The organism is Bacillus sp. FSL L8-0167, from assembly GCF_038630295.1.
Taxonomy (GTDB): Bacteria; Bacillota; Bacilli; order Bacillales; family Bacillaceae; genus Bacillus; species Bacillus safensis.
In genome coordinates this window covers 2,225,221-2,243,167 of sequence record NZ_CP152027.1, presented here as the reverse complement: position 1 = coordinate 2,243,167, position 17,947 = coordinate 2,225,221, and the positions used below count along the sequence as shown (strand labels likewise).

The 17,947-nt window shown below is 42.7% G+C and carries 23 protein-coding genes; all 23 read left to right on the top strand.

Annotated features, from left to right (window positions below; all coding sequences use genetic code 11):
• The first annotated feature begins 96 nt into the window (after positions 1-96).
• The 23 genes from aroQ to argR all read left to right on the top strand — a co-directional run bounded on the left by aroQ (position 97) and on the right by argR (position 17,931).
• Positions 97-540: a type II 3-dehydroquinate dehydratase gene (aroQ, locus tag MHB66_RS11515; protein WP_034280247.1), complete on the top strand. Its 444-nt coding sequence runs from the start codon at positions 97-99 to the stop codon at positions 538-540.
• Positions 537-1,598 (top strand): Xaa-Pro peptidase family protein, encoded by a 1,062-nt coding sequence (locus MHB66_RS11510; RefSeq protein ID WP_046311737.1) that lies wholly within the window; start codon positions 537-539, stop codon positions 1,596-1,598. The genes aroQ and MHB66_RS11510 overlap by 4 nt, the downstream gene beginning before the upstream one ends.
• 25 nt (positions 1,599-1,623) lie before the next feature.
• Positions 1,624-2,181 (top strand): elongation factor P, encoded by a 558-nt coding sequence (efp, locus tag MHB66_RS11505; protein WP_024422954.1) that lies wholly within the window; start codon positions 1,624-1,626, stop codon positions 2,179-2,181.
• 170 nt (positions 2,182-2,351) lie between these two features.
• Positions 2,352-2,633 (top strand): YqhV family protein, encoded by a 282-nt coding sequence (locus tag MHB66_RS11500; protein ID WP_024422953.1) that lies wholly within the window; start codon positions 2,352-2,354, stop codon positions 2,631-2,633.
• Positions 2,634-2,699: 66 nt separating this feature from the next.
• The gene (gene spoIIIAA, locus MHB66_RS11495; RefSeq protein WP_046311735.1) at positions 2,700-3,623 is read left to right on the top strand and encodes a stage III sporulation protein AA; all 924 of its coding nucleotides are present in this window, start codon (positions 2,700-2,702) and stop codon (positions 3,621-3,623) included.
• Complete coding sequence (gene spoIIIAB / locus MHB66_RS11490; protein ID WP_046311733.1) at positions 3,617-4,132, top strand: stage III sporulation protein SpoIIIAB; 516 nt, start codon at positions 3,617-3,619, stop codon at positions 4,130-4,132. The genes spoIIIAA and spoIIIAB overlap by 7 nt, the downstream gene beginning before the upstream one ends.
• Positions 4,133-4,151: 19 nt before the next feature.
• Entirely contained in the window at positions 4,152-4,358 is a 207-nt protein-coding gene (spoIIIAC, locus tag MHB66_RS11485; protein ID WP_003153142.1) for a stage III sporulation protein AC, read from the top strand.
• Positions 4,355-4,768: a stage III sporulation protein AD gene (gene spoIIIAD, locus MHB66_RS11480; protein WP_087978339.1), complete on the top strand. Its 414-nt coding sequence runs from the start codon at positions 4,355-4,357 to the stop codon at positions 4,766-4,768. The genes spoIIIAC and spoIIIAD overlap by 4 nt, the downstream gene beginning before the upstream one ends.
• A gap of 19 nt (positions 4,769-4,787) precedes the next feature.
• Positions 4,788-5,981, top strand: a complete 1,194-nt coding sequence (spoIIIAE, locus tag MHB66_RS11475) for a stage III sporulation protein AE (RefSeq protein WP_041117953.1) — start codon at positions 4,788-4,790, stop codon at positions 5,979-5,981.
• A 14-nt stretch (positions 5,982-5,995) separates the two neighbouring features.
• A complete protein-coding gene (gene spoIIIAF / locus MHB66_RS11470; protein ID WP_034280256.1) occupies positions 5,996-6,628 on the top strand; it encodes a stage III sporulation protein AF in 633 nt (210 codons plus the stop codon).
• Positions 6,621-7,292: a stage III sporulation protein AG gene (spoIIIAG, locus tag MHB66_RS11465; RefSeq protein ID WP_034280258.1), complete on the top strand. Its 672-nt coding sequence runs from the start codon at positions 6,621-6,623 to the stop codon at positions 7,290-7,292. Before spoIIIAF ends, spoIIIAG begins: the two co-directional genes overlap by 8 nt.
• Positions 7,292-7,924 (top strand): SpoIIIAH-like family protein, encoded by a 633-nt coding sequence (locus MHB66_RS11460; RefSeq protein ID WP_046312295.1) that lies wholly within the window; start codon positions 7,292-7,294, stop codon positions 7,922-7,924. The genes spoIIIAG and MHB66_RS11460 overlap by 1 nt, the downstream gene beginning before the upstream one ends.
• Before the next feature lie 194 nt (positions 7,925-8,118).
• Positions 8,119-8,601, top strand: coding sequence for an acetyl-CoA carboxylase biotin carboxyl carrier protein (gene accB / locus MHB66_RS11455; RefSeq protein ID WP_034280261.1), 483 nt, complete (start codon positions 8,119-8,121; stop codon positions 8,599-8,601).
• A gap of 11 nt (positions 8,602-8,612) precedes the next feature.
• Complete coding sequence (accC, locus tag MHB66_RS11450) at positions 8,613-9,962, top strand: acetyl-CoA carboxylase biotin carboxylase subunit (protein WP_024422945.1); 1,350 nt, start codon at positions 8,613-8,615, stop codon at positions 9,960-9,962.
• Positions 9,963-9,987: 25 nt separating this feature from the next.
• Positions 9,988-10,395: an Asp23/Gls24 family envelope stress response protein gene (locus MHB66_RS11445; RefSeq protein WP_034280262.1), complete on the top strand. Its 408-nt coding sequence runs from the start codon at positions 9,988-9,990 to the stop codon at positions 10,393-10,395.
• A 207-nt stretch (positions 10,396-10,602) separates the two neighbouring features.
• Positions 10,603-10,998 (top strand): transcription antitermination factor NusB, encoded by a 396-nt coding sequence (gene nusB / locus MHB66_RS11440; protein ID WP_012010530.1) that lies wholly within the window; start codon positions 10,603-10,605, stop codon positions 10,996-10,998.
• A gap of 11 nt (positions 10,999-11,009) precedes the next feature.
• Positions 11,010-11,861, top strand: coding sequence for a bifunctional methylenetetrahydrofolate dehydrogenase/methenyltetrahydrofolate cyclohydrolase FolD (gene folD, locus MHB66_RS11435; RefSeq protein WP_024422943.1), 852 nt, complete (start codon positions 11,010-11,012; stop codon positions 11,859-11,861).
• 70 nt (positions 11,862-11,931) lie between these two features.
• Positions 11,932-13,278, top strand: coding sequence for an exodeoxyribonuclease VII large subunit (gene xseA, locus MHB66_RS11430; RefSeq protein ID WP_046311730.1), 1,347 nt, complete (start codon positions 11,932-11,934; stop codon positions 13,276-13,278).
• Positions 13,275-13,535: an exodeoxyribonuclease VII small subunit gene (locus tag MHB66_RS11425; protein ID WP_003215880.1), complete on the top strand. Its 261-nt coding sequence runs from the start codon at positions 13,275-13,277 to the stop codon at positions 13,533-13,535. The genes xseA and MHB66_RS11425 overlap by 4 nt, the downstream gene beginning before the upstream one ends.
• On the top strand, positions 13,525-14,415 hold the full coding sequence (locus tag MHB66_RS11420; protein WP_041117947.1) for a polyprenyl synthetase family protein: 891 nt from the start codon (positions 13,525-13,527) through the stop codon (positions 14,413-14,415). The genes MHB66_RS11425 and MHB66_RS11420 overlap by 11 nt, the downstream gene beginning before the upstream one ends.
• A 150-nt stretch (positions 14,416-14,565) precedes the next feature.
• A complete protein-coding gene (gene dxs / locus MHB66_RS11415) occupies positions 14,566-16,467 on the top strand; it encodes a 1-deoxy-D-xylulose-5-phosphate synthase (RefSeq protein ID WP_041117945.1) in 1,902 nt (633 codons plus the stop codon).
• A complete protein-coding gene (locus MHB66_RS11410) occupies positions 16,464-17,318 on the top strand; it encodes a TlyA family RNA methyltransferase (protein ID WP_041117943.1) in 855 nt (284 codons plus the stop codon). Before dxs ends, MHB66_RS11410 begins: the two co-directional genes overlap by 4 nt.
• A gap of 163 nt (positions 17,319-17,481) precedes the next feature.
• A complete protein-coding gene (argR, locus tag MHB66_RS11405) occupies positions 17,482-17,931 on the top strand; it encodes a transcriptional regulator ArgR (RefSeq protein ID WP_024422938.1) in 450 nt (149 codons plus the stop codon).
• Positions 17,932-17,947 lie beyond the last annotated feature (16 nt).

Sequence of the window (17,947 nt, the reverse complement as noted above, 5' to 3'; positions counted from 1 at the left end):
CTATTCATATGATAAAATATTTTTGGAAACGAAAGGTTTCTAAGGAAAAAGAAACAGATCTCGATATAGATTGAATTAGGGTGAAGGAGTGGTCATATGCCTCATTTTCTTGTACTAAATGGACCCAATTTAAATAGGCTTGGCAAAAGAGAGCCTGCTGTTTATGGAAGTAAGACGCTGACAGATTTAGAGACGGATTTGTTCCAGTTTGCAGAACGAGCAAACATCCAATTAACGTTCTTTCAATCAAATCACGAAGGGGATTTGATTGATGCGCTCCATGAAGCAGAAGATCAGTACGATGGTGTCGTGTTTAACCCGGGTGCATTTACCCACTACAGCTATGCGCTGAGAGATGCCATTGCAAGTATTTCTTTATCAGTCATTGAAGTACATATCTCAAATGTTCATAAGAGAGAGGAATTCCGCCATCATTCTGTACTTGCTCCAGTATGCCAAGGGCAAATCGTTGGGCTTGGCTTAGAAGGGTATAAATTGGCGATTCGTTATTTAGTCAGTGAAGGGGGAGCAGTATCATGAAACTTGAAAAACTAAGAACACTTTTAAGTGAATTAGAGATCGATGGCCTTGTCATTACAAGCAGTTTTAATTTACAATATATGACCAGCTTTACCGGATCAGCCGGTCTTGCTGTCGTTTCAAAGGACCGGGCAGCTTTTATCACGGACTTCCGCTATACAGAGCAAGCGAAGGATCAAGTCAAAGGCTATGACATCATTGAACATAAAGGAAACATTGTGGAAACGGCTGCTCAAACGGCAAAGGAATTTGGAGTGAAACGCCTTGGGTTTGAACAAAACCATATGACATTTGCCACGTACCAGCAGTACGCAGCCAAAGCAGGCGGTATAGAGCTTGTTCCAGTCTCTGAATCAGTTGAAAAGTTGCGCTTGATTAAGTCTAGTGAAGAGATTAAGATATTAGAGGAAGCTGCGAAGATTGCAGATCACGCCTTTGATCATATTCTCACTTACATCAAGCCGGGCCTGACGGAAATTGCTGTCATGAACGAGCTTGAATTTTTCATGAGAAAAGAAGGTGCTGAAGGATCTTCATTCGATATGATAGTGGCCTCAGGTGTTCGTTCAAGCCTGCCTCACGGAAGAGCGAGTGAAAAGGTGATTGAATCTGGTGATTTAGTGACACTCGATTTCGGTGCTTACTATAAAGGCTATTGTTCTGATATGACAAGAACGATTGCAGTCGGAACACCAAGCGACAAGCTAAAGGAAATTTATCATATCGTATTAGAAGCAGAAAACATTGGTGTGGATAGAATCAAGCCAGGCTTAACAGGAAAAGAAGCTGATCGCATCACACGAGACATCATTGAAAAGTATGGCTATGGTCAATACTTCGGGCATTCAACCGGGCACGGGCTAGGTATGGAAGTACATGAAGCGCCAGGCCTTTCCTCACGATCAGAGGTCGTCTTAGAAGAGGGAATGGTCGTCACAGTTGAGCCGGGGATTTACTTGCCAGATGTCGGCGGCGTGAGAATTGAGGATGATATTGTCCTGACAGCTGACGGCAATAAACGATTGACCCACTCACCGAAAGAACTTATCATATTATGATGGTGAAATGTAGGAGGATGACAAAATGATTTCAGTAAACGATTTTCGTACTGGCCTGACAATTGAAGTGGACGGCGGTATTTGGAGAGTAGTGGATTTTCAGCACGTAAAACCAGGAAAAGGCGCAGCGTTTGTTCGTTCGAAACTGCGTAACCTGCGTACAGGTGCCATTCAAGAAAAAACATTCCGCGCAGGCGAAAAAGTAGCGAAAGCACAAATCGAAACAAAAACAATGCAATACTTGTATGCAAATGGCGATCAGCACGTCTTCATGGATACAAGTTCTTATGAACAGCTTGAACTAAGTGAAGCACAAATTAAAGATGAGCTGAAATATTTGCTTGAAAATATGTCTGTTCAAATCGTGATGTACGGTGCTGAAACACTTGGAGTAGAACTTCCAAACACAGTAGAACTAGAAGTAGTAGAAACAGAGCCTGGTATTAAAGGTGACACAACATCAGGCGGCTCAAAACCTGCAAAAACTGAAACTGGTTTAATCGTCAACGTTCCTTTCTTTGTGAACCAAGGAGATAAACTAGTGATTAATACATCAGACGGCTCATACGTTTCAAGAGCGTAATGAACGAAAAAAGACTGTAAACCTCGTGTTTACAGTCTTTTTTTATTGGAAGAATGATTCCTCAAGGCAGGCCTACTCTCAATTCTCTCATTCATCTCTCTTCCTTCCTGAAAAACAAGACTACTTCCAGCTGGTCAAGCATATAGTGTAAAAAAAGCTGGAGGTTCTATATGAAACAATTTCTCCCAGGTCTACACCCGTCAGTCGCTGCAATGGCAGGCATGAGATTCTTATCCGCCGCCATTGAACTGACTGCAGCCATCCTTATTTTAATCACAAATGATGTACGGAAAGCGGTAGTCATCAATAGTATATTGGCAATCATCGGGCCGCTCATTTTTATTATCACGATGACGATTGGAATCTATCAAATTGCCGGGCAGCTATCCTATGCAAAGCTCGTGTTCATTTTCATTGGTGTCGTGTTTATTCTTGTTGGGATCTATAAGTGAAACGGCTTGGCATAATTAACGGCTCACATCATACATTTTAGAGAAGAAAAAAAGGAGGGGAATTCGTTGCGGAGTTTGTTGGATATTCTCCCGCACTCGATTGGACAAGAACTCAGGCTGCTGAAAGAGGCAGAATGGGCGCAAATAGAAGAAATCCGCATTCGCACGGATCGTCCTATCGAATTGATGCAGGAAGGAAAACCACGTTTCCTTTCTTATCACACCACCTGGGAAGATGCGTCTCAGCTATTAGGCAGGCTGAGCAATTACAGCATGTACACACTTGAGGAAGAGCTAAAACAGGGCTATATCACCATATCTGGCGGACACCGGGTGGGACTTGCAGGAAAGGTGATCGTTGAAAACGGATTCGTCAAAGGGTTAAGAGATATCTCTTCATTTAATATCCGCATTGCCAAAGAAAAAATCGGAATTGCGCTTCCTTTTCTTCCTTATTTATATGAAGAGCACTGGCACAATACACTCATCATCGGTCCCCCGCAAACGGGAAAAACCACATTGCTCCGGGATATAGCACGTCTTGCTAGTACAGGCACAAAAACCATTCCTCCTAGAAAAACAGGCATTATTGATGAGCGTTCTGAAATCGCTGGATGTATCAGAGGGGTGCCGCAGCACCATTTTGGCCACCGGATTGATGTACTCGATGCGTGTCCAAAGGCTGAAGGGTTGATGATGATGATTCGGTCTATGAGCCCAGAGGTCATGATTGTCGATGAAATCGGAAAAAGTGAGGATGTAGAGGCACTTTTAGAAGCGATTCATGCCGGAGTCAGCATCATCGTCTCAGCTCATGGCTATTCACTTGAAGATGTATATAAACGACCTTCATTTAAACCGTTATGGGAGCTTCGTGTGTTTGAACGATATGTTGAATTAAATCGAAACAATGGGCCTGGCACGATCGGGCGGATGTACGGCGGGGACGGCCAAGAGATGAAATGGAGGCGGGGAGTGGACGTATGTTAAAGCTCATTGGCGCTATTTTCATTGTCGCGGCCACGACATGGGGAGGATTCGAGTTTGCCAAACGATATAGCGACAGACCTAAACAAATTCGGCAGCTGCGGTTTGCTCTCCAGTCTCTTGAAGCTGAAATTATGTATGGTCAAACCCCTTTAGCACGGGCGGCAGAGCAAATTGCAGCGCAGGTAGGTCCACCTGTGAATCAGCTGTTTGAACAATTTGCAGAAAAGCTGAAAGTGGGGACCTTTTCTGCACGTCATGCATGGAACGAAAGTCTTGAGGATGTTTGGAAAAAAACCGTATTGAAAAAAGGCGAATATGAGGCGCTGAAACACTTTGGAGAAACACTTGGCCAGCATGATGTCACTTCTCAGCAAAAGTATATCAGGCTTGCTTTAGGTCATTTGGAATCAGAGGAGAAAGAAGCTGAAATCGCCCAAGCGAAAAATGAAAAAATGGTCAGAAGCCTCGGATTTTTAAGCGGATTACTACTGATTCTTTTATTGATGTGAGAGGAAGGGAGTCGAGAGCATGGGCGTTGATGTAAACGTCATTTTTCAAATTGCCGGAGTAGGCATCGTCGTGGCCTTTCTCCATACGATTTTAGACCAAATGGGGAAGAAAGAGTACGCTCAGTGGGTGACGCTGCTTGGGTTTATCTACATTTTGTTTATGGTGGCAACCATTGTAGACGATTTGTTTAAAAAGATTAAAGCCGTATTTCTATTTCAAGGATAGGGGAGGGCTTACAAATCGAAATCATACAAATTGTTGGACTTGGTTTAATCGCTACTTTTTTAGCATTAATCGTCAAAGAACAAAAGCCAACCTTCGCCTTTATGCTTGTTGTGTTTACCGGATGTGTCATTTTTCTTTATTTAATTGATCAAATCTATGCCATTATCTCGATGATTGAAAAAATTGCAGCAAGTGCCGGCGTCAATATGAAGTATGTTGAAACCATATTGAAGATCATTGGCATTGCCTATATTGCGGAATTTGGCGCTCAGCTGACGAAGGATGCTGGACAAGGCGCCATTGCATCCAAAATAGAGCTAGGCGGCAAGATTCTCATCTTGGTGATGGCAGTCCCAATTTTAACAGTCATCATTGAGACGATCTTAGGAATGATCCCGTCCATGACGTAAATGAAAAGAGGTGATGACAATGAAACAGGTGACCGCTGTAATGGGATTGATGCTTTTCTTTTGGCTGATTGCTCCGCATGCAGGGGCAGAAGAAAAAGAATCTTTATCTAATGAACAGCCAGCAGCACAGGAAGTGGCGAATGGACAGGCTGATGCACTTGAGCTTCATTCCATCAGTGACTTTTGGGAAACCATTTTGGACGAGTATGGCGGCTTTTTGCCAGAGAGCCAAAAGGGCACAGTGAAGGAAATGATTGACGGCGATAAAGAGCTGTCTCCCCAAACATGGCTGAAAGCCTTTGTACATTACTTATTTCACGAGGTTATTGCAAACGGAAAGCTCCTAGGTACTCTGATTTTACTCACCATCTTTTGTTCGCTTTTGCAGCTTTTACAAAATGCCTTTGAACAAAGCACCGTCAGCAAAGTCGCATATGCTCTTGTTTATATGGTGCTGATTATTATTGCACTTAACAGCTTTCATGTGGCGATTTCTTATGCCACAGAAGCCATTCAAACGATGACCAGTTTTATTCTTGCTCTTATTCCTCTTTTACTAGCGCTTATTGCTTCATCAGGCGGGCTTGTCTCAGCCGGATTCTTTCATCCCGTTATTTTATTTTTAATGAACACGAGCGGTGTTTTCATTCAGTATGTCGTTCTCCCGCTCATCTTTTTATCTGCAATATTGAGCATTATCAGTACGCTGACCGAACAATACAAGGTCACCCAGCTTGCCCAGCTGTTAAGAAATGTGGCAATTGGCGGGCTTGCCGTTTTTTTAACCGTTTTTCTCGGCGTCATTTCCGTTCAGGGTGCATCTGCGGCCGTTACGGATGGAATCGCTCTTCGTACAGCCAAATTCATTACCGGAAACTTCATCCCTGTCCTAGGCAGAATGTTTACAGATGCGACCGATACCGTGATCAGCGCCTCTGTTTTACTCAAAAATACAGTCGGACTAGTTGGGGTTGCCATTTTGATTTCAATTGCCGCTTTCCCGGCGATTAAAGTACTTTCGTTAGCCCTTATCTATAAGCTTGCTGCTGCCATCCTTCAGCCGTTAGGAGGCGGACCCATCATCAGCTGTCTTGATGTCATTTCAAAAAGTGTGCTGTATATATTTGCCGCACTTGCTGTTGTGTCGCTCATGTTCTTTTTAAGCATTACCGTCATCATCACTGCGGGTAACCTGACCATGATGATGAAGTAAGGAGGGGACACCTTTTGAGTTTTCTCACGGAATGGATCACAAGTATTATTCTCTTTATCTTATTTGCGATTGTTATTGATCTTCTGCTTCCCAATTCGAGCATGCAAAAGTATGCAAAAATGGTCGTCAGCCTGCTGCTCATCGTGGTCATGCTCAATCCGATTTTTGCTTTATTTCGAGCAGATCCTGATCAAATTTTTTCAGAATTGATGAAAGGGAAGGAAGAAGCGCAGTCAGAAGAAATAAAAAATCAGATGAATTTAGAAAAAAAAGAAATACAAGCCTCTCAGCGTGCATATATTTTAAAGCAAATGGCTGTCCAACTAGAAAAAAGCGCAAAGGAGCCACTGGAGAAGGAGAGCTATGAAATGAAACACGTAGAAGTGCTGGCTGATGAGGAGCATCTGGATCAGAATATGGAGGCGGATCAATTTCGCATCAAAGCAGTTCTTTCCCCGCTCACAGGTGATGCTGTAGAAACGGTGGCAAAGGTGGACATTGATCTCTCCAAGCAAAAGGAGGAAAGCGCTGGATCTTCTAGCAAAGAGATCACGAGGGTGAAAGAGACACTTGCTGATGTTTGGAATACGAGTCCTGAGCACATCGCGCTGAACATTGAGGGAGGTGACGCAGCAGATCATGAATAACAAGGACTGGAAACAAAAGCTGAAATCATTCTTCCAGCCGCCTGAAAAAGGTGAAGGGAAACCCAAATTAACGAAGCACCATTACTTGCTGCTTGTATTCATTATCGGCGTATCTTTCATGTTAGTCAGTCAGATCTTGTCACCGCCATCAAGCAAACAACAAGCTGCGGTTCCTGCTTCTAAAAAAACATCCTCAGAAGAGCAGGAGGTATTCAAACCGGCGTCCTCAGGTAAACCAAAGAATTCAATTGAGGACGTGGAGAGAGAATACGAAAATCAGCTGAAAGAAATTTTAGAGACCATTATCGGCGTTGAGGATGTATCAATCGTGGTCAATGTAGATGCAACTTCTTTAAAAGTGTTTGAAAAAAACAAATCCAATAAAAGTACAACGACCGAGGAAACAGATAAAGAAGGCGGCGTGCGAAGTGTCACCGATCAAACAAAGGAAGAAGAAGTCGTCATCATTAAAAATGGCAATGAAGAAACACCAGTCGTTGTTCAAACGAAAAAACCAGAAATCCGAGGTGTCCTCGTTGTTGCTCAAGGAGTAGACAACGTTCAAATAAAGAAAACCATCATTGAAGCGGTTACACGAGTGCTTGATGTACCGAGCCATAGAGTGGCTGTTGCCCCTAAAAAAATTAAGGAGGATTCGGAATGATGTTAAAAAAACAAACGGTTTGGCTATTAACGATGCTAAGTTTAGTTGTCGTATTAAGTGTGTACTATATCATGTCTCCACAGGGTGAAAATGCAGTGACAGTAGAAGATACGAAATCAAAAGGCACTGAAGAGAAAAAGGTTGAAACAGAAAAAGGGACGGATAAAGGAACGGAAAAAGGTACTGATAAGAAATCCACTGACAAAGAAACAAACGGCAAACAAGAGGATATCGAAACAAGCGGTGAAGAAGGAAAGGCTGTGTCAGAGCAAACAGACGATGAGCTTTTTACAACATACAGACTAGAGCTTGAAGATAAACGAAGCAAGCAGCGCGAAGAATACAACGAAATTGTCTCCAGTGACGATGCAACAGCCCAAGAAAAAAGTGAAGCATACGATCAAATGACAGCGCTCAGTGAAGCAGAAGGAACTGAGCGTCAGCTTGAGACCTTGATCAAAACAAAAGGCTATAAAGACGCGCTCGTAAGTGCTGAAGGAGATAAAGTGAGTATCACGGTTCGTTCTGATAAAAAATCAAAATCTCAAGCGGCCGATATTATTGATATGGTCACAAAAGAAATGAGAGGTCTTGATAACGTAGCTGTCACTTTCGAGCCCACTAATCAATAAAAAAGAACTGGCGCCCTTTGCGGAAAAGGGCGTTTTTTGATGCGGCTTGACGCCCCCTCCAAGGTGCTTTCGCGAGGCGCTTTGCCACAATAGTAGTTGAATTCATTGAAATCCTCCTGTAAGATGGTTATAGTATGTACTTTTAGTACTAGCCTATAATAAAAAGATAAATCCATACATAGGGGTGCAAATCCATGTTAAAAATCGAAGAAATTCATGAACTGATTAAATTAATTGACGACTCTACTATCGATGAGTTTACGTACGAAAACGAAGGTGCAAAAATCAAACTGAAGAAAAATAAAGAAGTCGTTCAGCAAGTTGCGGCACAAGCACCAGTGGCTCCTGTCCAAGCAGCTCCAGCTCAACAAGCTCCTACAGCACAAGCTCCAGCTCAGACCGAAGCCCCTGCACAAGAGGCAGCTGCGTCTGAAAATCTGCATAAAATCACATCCCCAATGGTTGGCACATTTTATGCTTCCTCTTCACCAGAAGCAGATCCATACGTGACAACAGGTTCCAAGGTGAAGGAAAACACTGTTGTATGTATCGTGGAAGCGATGAAACTGTTTAATGAAATCGAAGCAGAAGTAAAAGGTGAAATCGTCGAAGTATTAGCTGAAAACGGTCAGCTTGTAGAATTCGGACAACCCCTCTTTCTAGTGAAAGCAGAGTAAGGAGTACGATCATGATTAAAAAGCTATTAATTGCAAACAGAGGAGAAATCGCAGTTAGAATTATCCGCGCTTGTAAAGAGCTTGGAATTGAAACTGTTGCGGTATTTTCTGAAGCGGATCGTGATGCGCTGCATGTACAAATGGCTGATGAAGCATATTGCATCGGACCGACTGCTTCTAAAGATAGTTATTTAAATGTCACAAATATTGTCAGCGTAGCAAAATTAACAGGAACAGATGCCATCCATCCAGGATACGGCTTTTTAGCAGAAAATGCAGACTTTGCAGAGCTTTGCGAGGAATGTAATGTGATCTTTGTTGGACCAACTGCGTCAGCGATTTCCAAAATGGGAACGAAAGATGTCGCGCGAGAAACAATGAAGAATGCAGGCGTTCCGATCGTCCCTGGTTCTCAAGGAATTGTAAAAGATCTTGATGATGCTGTTTCAACAGCAGCTAGTATTGGGTATCCTGTGATTATTAAAGCAACTGCAGGCGGAGGCGGTAAAGGAATCCGCGTGGCTCGTACAGAAGAAGAGCTTATTAACGGAGTCACCATCACGCAGCAGGAAGCGGCGCAAAACTTTGGGAACCCTGGTGTCTATTTAGAAAAGTTCATTGAAGACTTTAGACATGTGGAAATTCAAGTGCTTGCAGATCAGCATGGCAATACGATTCATTTAGGAGAGCGTGATTGCTCGATCCAAAGAAGAATGCAAAAGCTTCTTGAAGAAACGCCATCACCAGCACTAAATGCAGACATCCGTGAGCAAATGGGTGAAGCAGCCGTAAAAGCAGCAGAAGCTGTTGAATATACAGGTGCTGGAACAGTCGAATTCATTTATGATTATAATGAAGAGAAGTTCTACTTCATGGAAATGAATACTCGTATTCAAGTAGAGCATCCTGTGACAGAAATGGTCACAGGTGTAGACTTGATCAAAGAACAGATCAAGGTTGCATCAGGTGAGAAGCTTTCACTTACACAAGAAGATGTCGTATATGAAGGCTGGGCGATCGAATGCCGTATCAATGCAGAGAACCCAGAGAAAAACTTCATGCCTTCAGCTGGTGAAATTAAAATGTATCTTCCGCCAGGCGGTTTAGGTGTACGAGTTGATTCTGCCGCTTATCCGGGCTATGTGATTCCGCCATATTATGACAGCATGATTGCAAAAGTGATCACATATGGTAAGACAAGAGAAGAAGCGATTGCAAAAATGAAACGGGCGCTTCAAGAATTCGTCATTGAAGGAGTCTACACAACGATTCCATTCCACCTTAGATTGCTCGAGCATGAAACATTTGTGAGCGGTAACTTTAATACGAAGTTTTTAGAAACATACCAAATCATGAAATAATCACAGCTTTCGGAGGTGAATGATCGTGTCAGAAAACAATTTGCTTGAAATGAACCTTGATGAAGATCAATTGGGAAAAGTGCAAATTGCACCAGAAGTGATTGAAGTCATTGCTGGGATCGCCGCTTCAGAAGTCGAAGGCATTGCCGAAATGCGCGGCAATTTCGCTGCTGATGTAGCAGAACGCTTTGGTAAGAAAAATCACCGTAAAGGTGTAAAAGTAGATGTCTCTGATGAAGGCATCACAATCGATGTGTATTGTGTGGTTGAATTTGGCCTATCCATTCCAAAGGTATCCACTGCTGTACAAGAAAATATCCGTCAAACCCTTTTGAACATGACTGCCTTAACAATTAATGAAATTAACATTCATGTCGTTGGCATTCAATTTGATACAAAAGCACCTGAGGCTGAAGTAGATCAAGAAATGTAAAAAGGGTTCAAGTGAAACCAAGGAGGCATTGCCTCTTTGGTTTTTTAAAGCCCATTTTTGAGTAATTTCCGAATATTGATAATCACACGTTGATTGATTCGTTTTTCGTCACAGCTCGCATGGATCTTGGTGCGACCACGGTCAAAATATGTTATGATCTCTGTATGGCTTAACGACAAGCGGATAAAGTGGTTAAAGGAGTAAATAATGAAAAGAAGAACTGCAAGAGAAAAGGCGCTACAAACATTATTTCAAATTGATGTGAGCAATATTGATCCGAAAGAGGCCATTACACATGCGCTGGATGAACAAGAATCAGATCCTTTTTTCGAGGAACTGGTTTTCGGTGTGCTTGAACAAAAGGACAAGCTTGATGACATGATCTCACAGCATCTAGTGAATTGGAAACTCGATCGTATTGCAAACGTAGACAGAGCCATTTTAAGGCTGTCTGTGTACGAGATGGTGTATCAAGAAGACATCCCAGTTAGTGTCTCAATGAATGAAGCGATTGAACTCGCCAAATTATTCGGCGATGATAAAGCACCGAAATTTGTAAATGGTGTACTTTCGAACATTAAAAACGACCTAAAGCAGCAATAGGAGGATTCGACATGACAGCAACAATCATCGATGGGAAAGAAACAGCAAAAGAAAAGCGTGAACAATTAGCAAAAGAAGTAGAAGAGCTAAAACAAAAAGGAGTCACACCTGGTCTTGCCGTTATTCTAATCGGTGATGATCCGGCTTCACTTTCTTACGTACGCGGGAAGAAAAAAGCAGCAGAAGCAATGGGCATGCACTTTCAGCTTGATCATTTAGATGCTTCTTTAACAGAAGAAGAATTGCTTCAGCTGATTGATCAGTACAATGCGAACGATCAATTCCACGGGATTCTTGTTCAACTTCCACTGCCAAAACATATTTCTGAAAAAGCCGTCATTGAACGTATTTCACCTGAGAAAGATGTAGATGGTTTCCATCCATTAAATATCGGGAAAATGCTGCTTGGAGAAGATACATTCTTACCTTGTACACCAGCAGGCATTGTTGAATTACTGAACAAAACGGGTGTCAGTCTTTCTGGAAAAGAAGTGGTTGTTGTAGGGCGCAGCAATATTGTCGGGAAACCAGTGGGACAATTGCTGTTAAACGAAAATGCAACGGTTACTTATTGCCATTCAAGAACGGCGAATATTTCAGAACATACGTTAAAAGCGGACATTTTAGTTGTTGCCGTCGGTCGAGCAAACTTTATTAAAGCTGACCAAATCAAAGAAGGCGCAATTGTCATCGATGTAGGAGTCAATCGTTTAGATACTGGGAAGCTTGTTGGGGATGTTGATTTTGAAGAAGCGAAAGAAAAAGCTTCTTATATCACACCAGTCCCTGGCGGAGTCGGTCCAATGACGATTACCATGCTTGCACACAATACGGTTAAATCAGCAAAACGTACATTAGCATAAGCTTTATCCATTCATCCACCTGCATGCTGCCGGTGGATGAATGTGCGTTTTTGAAGAGGAGGAATACGTCATGAGTGAAAAAGCCTTTGTGACGGTCACAGCCCTTACAAAATACATAAAAAGAAAATTTGAAGTTGATCCGCATTTAGAAGATATTTGGATCAAAGGTGAGTTATCCAATGTGAAGATTCATTCAAGAGGTCATGTGTACTTCACCTTAAAAGACGAAAACGCACGCATGCAAGCTGTCATGTTTCAGCGTTCCGCAGCAAAGCTGCCTTTTTCACCAAAAAGCGGAATGAAAGTGTTTGTACGCGGCGGGATTCAAGTCTATGAACCAAGCGGCAACTATCAATTATATGCAAAAGAAATGCAGCCTGATGGTGTTGGTGCTCTTCATCTCGCTTATGAAGAGCTGAAGAAAAAGCTGGCAAGTGAAGGCTTATTTGATGCGCGCTATAAAAAATCAATTCCTGAATATCCAGAGGTTGTTGGTGTCATTACATCACCAACAGGAGCGGCTGTTCGAGATGTCATCACAACGATTAACCGGCGCTATCAGCAGGCGAAAATCATTGTGCTTCCGGCGCTTGTCCAAGGTGAAAATGCCATCCGTTCAATCGTAGAACGGATCAAAGAAGCAAATGAAAAACAGCTCTGTGATGTCTTGATTGTCGGAAGAGGAGGCGGTTCGATCGAAGAACTTTGGGCCTTTAATGAAGAAGCTGTCGCAAGAGCGATCTTCGCATCAGACATTCCAATCATTTCTGCAGTAGGGCACGAAACGGACTTTACGATCAGTGATTTCACTGCAGACATGAGAGCACCCACACCAACAGGAGCAGCCGAGCTCGCTGTTCCAAGCACAGCCGATTTAATAGAACGAATCAAATCCATCGATATTCGGCTTACAAGGGCCGTAAAGAATCGAACTTCACAAGCGAAAGACCGTCTTGTGGCGCTGCAATCCTCTTATGCCTTCCGTTTTCCAAAACGTTTGCAGGAGCAAAAAGAGCAGCAATTCGATTTGGTATTTGACCGTTTTCAAAAACAGCTGACGAGACAAATTGAACAAAAACGCAGTCAACTAGACCGCCAGACATACAGGCTGAAGCCGCTTCATCCAAAAGAGCAGCTGCTTCAGGCGAAAAAACGTCACGCCAATGAAACAGAACAGCTCATCCGCAGCATGAATGTGCAAATGAAAACAATTCATTCGCAGTTCCAATCTGTTCTTGGTAAACTAAATGCATTAAATCCACTTCAAGTGATGGAAAGAGGCTATAGTTTAGCTTATAAAGACGATGAACTGATTAAAAGTGTAAACCAAGTCGATACGAAAGATCAGCTGGCTATCACCATGAAAGATGGACGGCTGATTTGTGAGGTTATTGAGAAGGAGGGGCAATCATCATGACAGAATCAAATAAACAAAAAGAAGAACAAATGACATTTGAAGAAGCGATGAAAGGTCTTGAGGAGATCGTTGGAAAGCTCGAAGAAGGAGATGTACCACTTGAGCAAGCCATTCATTATTTTCAAGAAGGCATGACACTTTCAAAGCTTTGTCATGAAAAATTACAGCACGTTGAAAAGCAGATGGATTTCATTTTAAAAGAGGACGGTGAACTGGCTCCTTTCTCGGTGAAGGAGGCAGATGCTGGTGACAAGTAATTTGCAGGATTTTTTAACAACACGAAAACAGGCCATTGAAGAGTATTTATTTACATATGTTCAGGAATTGAAGATTCCAGAAGACTTAAAATCTTCGATGCTTTACTCTCTTAAAGCTGGAGGAAAAAGACTACGTCCTGTTCTCGTTCTTGCTTTATTACATGCCTACGGAAAAAACGAAGAAGATGGCATACCGGTTGGCTGTGCTGTAGAAATGATTCATACGTATTCATTGATACATGACGACCTTCCTTGCATGGACGATGATGACCTTCGCAGAGGAAAGCCGACCAACCATAAAGTATACGGGGAAGCAACCGCGGTTCTCGCTGGTGATGCACTTTTAACGGAAAGCTTTCGTCTGATTACATCGCAGCTATCTAGCAGCGTCTCTCCTGACCAAAAGCTCAGAATCGTAGATGAGCTTGTGCGGTCAGCAGGTGCACTAGGAATGGTTGGCGGTCAATTTGATGACATGGAAGCAGAGCAAAAGCAAGTCCCGCTTGCTGAACTAGAATCCATTCATGCCCGGAAAACAGGAAAGCTTCTCACATTCAGCGTCACAGCAGGTGCAATGCTGGCAGGAGCATCAGATGACGATATCGAAAAACTAAGAGAGTTCAGCTATCATATTGGCATTGCTTTTCAAATCCGTGATGACATTTTAGACCTCGAAGGTAGCGAAGAAAAAATAGGAAAACGGGTCGGCTCTGATACAGCAAATGAAAAGTCGACATATCCTTCTTTATTAACGCTTTCAGGAGCAAAAGAAAAGCTGCACGAGCACATCACACGTGCAAAAGAAATTGTCTCAAATCTTGAATTAGAGCAGCAATTGCTGCATGAGTTATGTGATCTGATCGCCTCAAGAGATCATTAAAAACAGCCTAGATTTGAGGGTCTTCGAGCAATTGTGGTAAACTGTAAACAGTTTATCATGATGAGACAACTCTTATTCCCGCTTGGTTTTCATAGGAATAAGGCATTATATATGTAGATAGAAATTTTGTTGAAAGCGAGTTGATCCTGATTGGATCTTTTATCAATAAAAAATCCAACGTTTCTAAAAGGAATGTCAAATGCAGAATTAGAGGAGCTTAGTGCTGACATTCGCATGTTTTTAATTGAGTCCTTGGCTAACTCTGGCGGGCATATCGGTCCGAACCTGGGTGTCGTTGAACTCACGGTTGCCCTTCATAAAGTATTTGACAGCCCGAAAGACAAATTCCTTTGGGATGTTGGACATCAGTCTTATGTTCACAAGCTGTTAACTGGAAGAGGGGCGGAGTTTGATACACTTCGTCAATATAAAGGACTTTGCGGTTTTCCTAAACGAAATGAAAGTGAGCATGATGTTTGGGAAACAGGCCACAGCTCAACCTCATTATCTGGCGCGATGGGAATGGCGGCCGCGCGGGATATTAAAGGGACAGATGAATATATCCTGCCGATTATCGGAGACGGTGCATTAACCGGAGGTATGGCTCTTGAAGCTCTGAATCATATCGGTGATGAAAAGAAAGATATGATCGTCATCTTAAACGATAATGAAATGAGTATTGCACCAAACGTCGGTGCAATTCACACCATGCTTGGCAGACTGCGAACAGCAGGCAAGTACCAATGGGTAAAGGACGAGCTCGAATATTTATTCAAGCGGATCCCAGCTGTTGGCGGAAAGCTTGCTGCTACAGCAGAGCGTATTAAAGACAGCCTCAAGTATTTACTAGTGTCTGGCATGTTTTTTGAGGAAATGGGATTCACATACTTAGGTCCTGTTGATGGACATTCTTATGAAGATCTTTTTGAAAACCTTGAATATGCAAAGAAAACAAAAGGTCCTGTTCTGCTGCATGTCATCACGAAAAAAGGAAAAGGCTATCAGCCGGCAGAATCCGATAAAATTGGGACATGGCACGGCACAGGTCCATACAAAATTGATACAGGTGATTTTGTAAAACCAGCAGCAGCTGCACCGTCATGGAGTGGTCTTGTCAGTGAAACAGTCAGAAAGCTGGCGCGGAAAGATGAGCGAATTGTGGCCATCACGCCTGCGATGCCTGTTGGCTCAAAACTTGAAGGCTTTGCAAAGGAATTTCCTGAGCGAATGTTTGATGTAGGGATCGCTGAGCAGCATGCAGCCACAATGGCAGCTGGGCTTGCGACGCAGGATATGAAGCCATTTTTAGCGATTTATTCAACGTTCCTGCAAAGAGCTTATGATCAAGTGCTGCATGATATTTGCCGCCAAAACCTTAATGTTTTTATCGGAATTGACCGTGCGGGTCTTGTCGGTGCTGATGGAGAAACGCATCAAGGTGTGTTTGATATTGCCTTCATGCGTCATATGCCGAATATGGTGCTCATGATGCCGAAGGATGAAAATGAAGGCCAGCACATGGTCAATACAGCCATTCAGTATGATGACGGTCCTATTGCCATGCGTTTCCCGCGCGGAAATGGGCTTGGTGTGAAAATGGATGAACAGCTCAAAACCATTCCGATTGGATCTTGGGAGGTTCTTCGCCCAGGGAAGGATGCCGTCATCTTAACATTCGGTACGACGATTAAAATGGCGCTGCAAGCAGCTGAGGAACTTCAAAAAGAAGGGAAATCAATTCGTGTCGTCAACGCTCGGTTTATTAAGCCGCTTGATGAAGCGATGATAAACGACATTCTTTCTGAAGGGATTCCGATTTTAACGATTGAAGAAGCCGTGCTCCAAGGCGGGTTTGGCAGCAGCGTATTAGAATATCTACACGACAAGAAAGCATCACATATCAAAGTAGAACGCATGGGTATCCCAGATCAATTTATTGAGCATGGAAGTGTTGATGCCCTGCTTGAAGAAATTGGACTGACGAAAGCACATGTTGCTGAGACTTTACGTGACCTGCTTCCAGCAGCACCAAGAAAAGGAATTGGATCATGACATCAAAGAAAGAACGACTTGACGTTTTATTAGTCGAACAAGGACTAATGGAAACAAGAGAGAAAGCAAAGCGTGCCATCATGGCAGGGATCGTTTACTCAAATGAAAACCGTTTGGATAAACCAGGAGAGAAAATTGCTCGTGATACACCGCTCACAGTGAAAGGGAATCCTCTCAAATACGTAAGCCGCGGCGGGTTAAAGCTCGAAAAAGCGCTCAAAGAATTTGACCTGACAGTTAAAGGGAAATTGCTGATTGATATTGGCTCATCCACAGGCGGATTTACAGATTGTGCTCTTCAAAATGGAGCAGTCAAATCATATGCTGTAGACGTTGGCTACAATCAGCTTGCGTGGAAATTAAGGCAGGATGACAGGGTCATCGTCATGGAGCGCACCAATTTCCGCCATTCCGTCCCAGCTGATTTTACTGAAGGGTTGCCAGAAGTGGCATCGATTGATGTATCTTTTATCTCACTCAAACTCATTCTGCCGGCTTTAAAGCATATTCTTGTGCCGGGTGGTGACTGTATTGCGCTCGTCAAGCCTCAATTTGAAGCAGGCAGAGAGCTTGTTGGGAAAAAAGGCATCGTGCGTGAGCCCTCTGTCCACCTTGGTGTACTAGAAGAGATGAATCAATTTGCTGCAAAAGAAGGTTATGATGTAAAGGATGTATCATTTTCGCCTATCACTGGTGGAGATGGAAATATTGAATTTCTGCTTCATTTAGTGCTTCATCCTGATCAAGAAGAAAATGCGGCACTTCCTGCTTCACAACTTGAGAAGGTCGTGAAGGAAGCCCATTCTGTATTGAAAGAAAAGAAAAACAGCCCTGAGCCGGCTGACACATGAAATCATTGAAACAAAAGGAATAATAGCTCGCTATTATTCCTTTTTACATGGTCAAAAGACAAGAATTGGCCGTATCTCACGTAATGCTTGTTTTTTGAACTGTGCATCATATAACATAGAACGTAAAGACAAACTGAGAATAAAACGCCTAGGGGGGTCAAATATGAATAAAGGTCAAAGGCATATTAAAATTAGAGAAATCATTGCGAGCCAAGAAATCGAAACACAAGATGAATTGGTCGATATTTTGAAAGCCGATGGATATAACATCACACAAGCGACCGTTTCTAGAGATATTAAAGAATTACATTTAGTGAAAGTTCCGACGAACAATGGAACATATAAATACAGTCTTCCTGCGGATCAGCGGTTTAATCCGCTGTCAAAGCTGAAGCGGTCCCTAATGGATGCATTTATTAAAATGGATGCTGCCAGTCATTTAATTGTTCTTAAAACAATGCCGGGTAATGCTCAGGCGATTGGTGCTTTAATGGATAATTTAGATTGGGAAGAAATTATGGGAACGATTTGCGGGGATGATACCATTTTAATCATTTGCCGCACCCCAGATGATACAGAGACAGTTTCGAGCAAAATTTTAGAGCTTCTATAAAGAATCAGGTTTACTA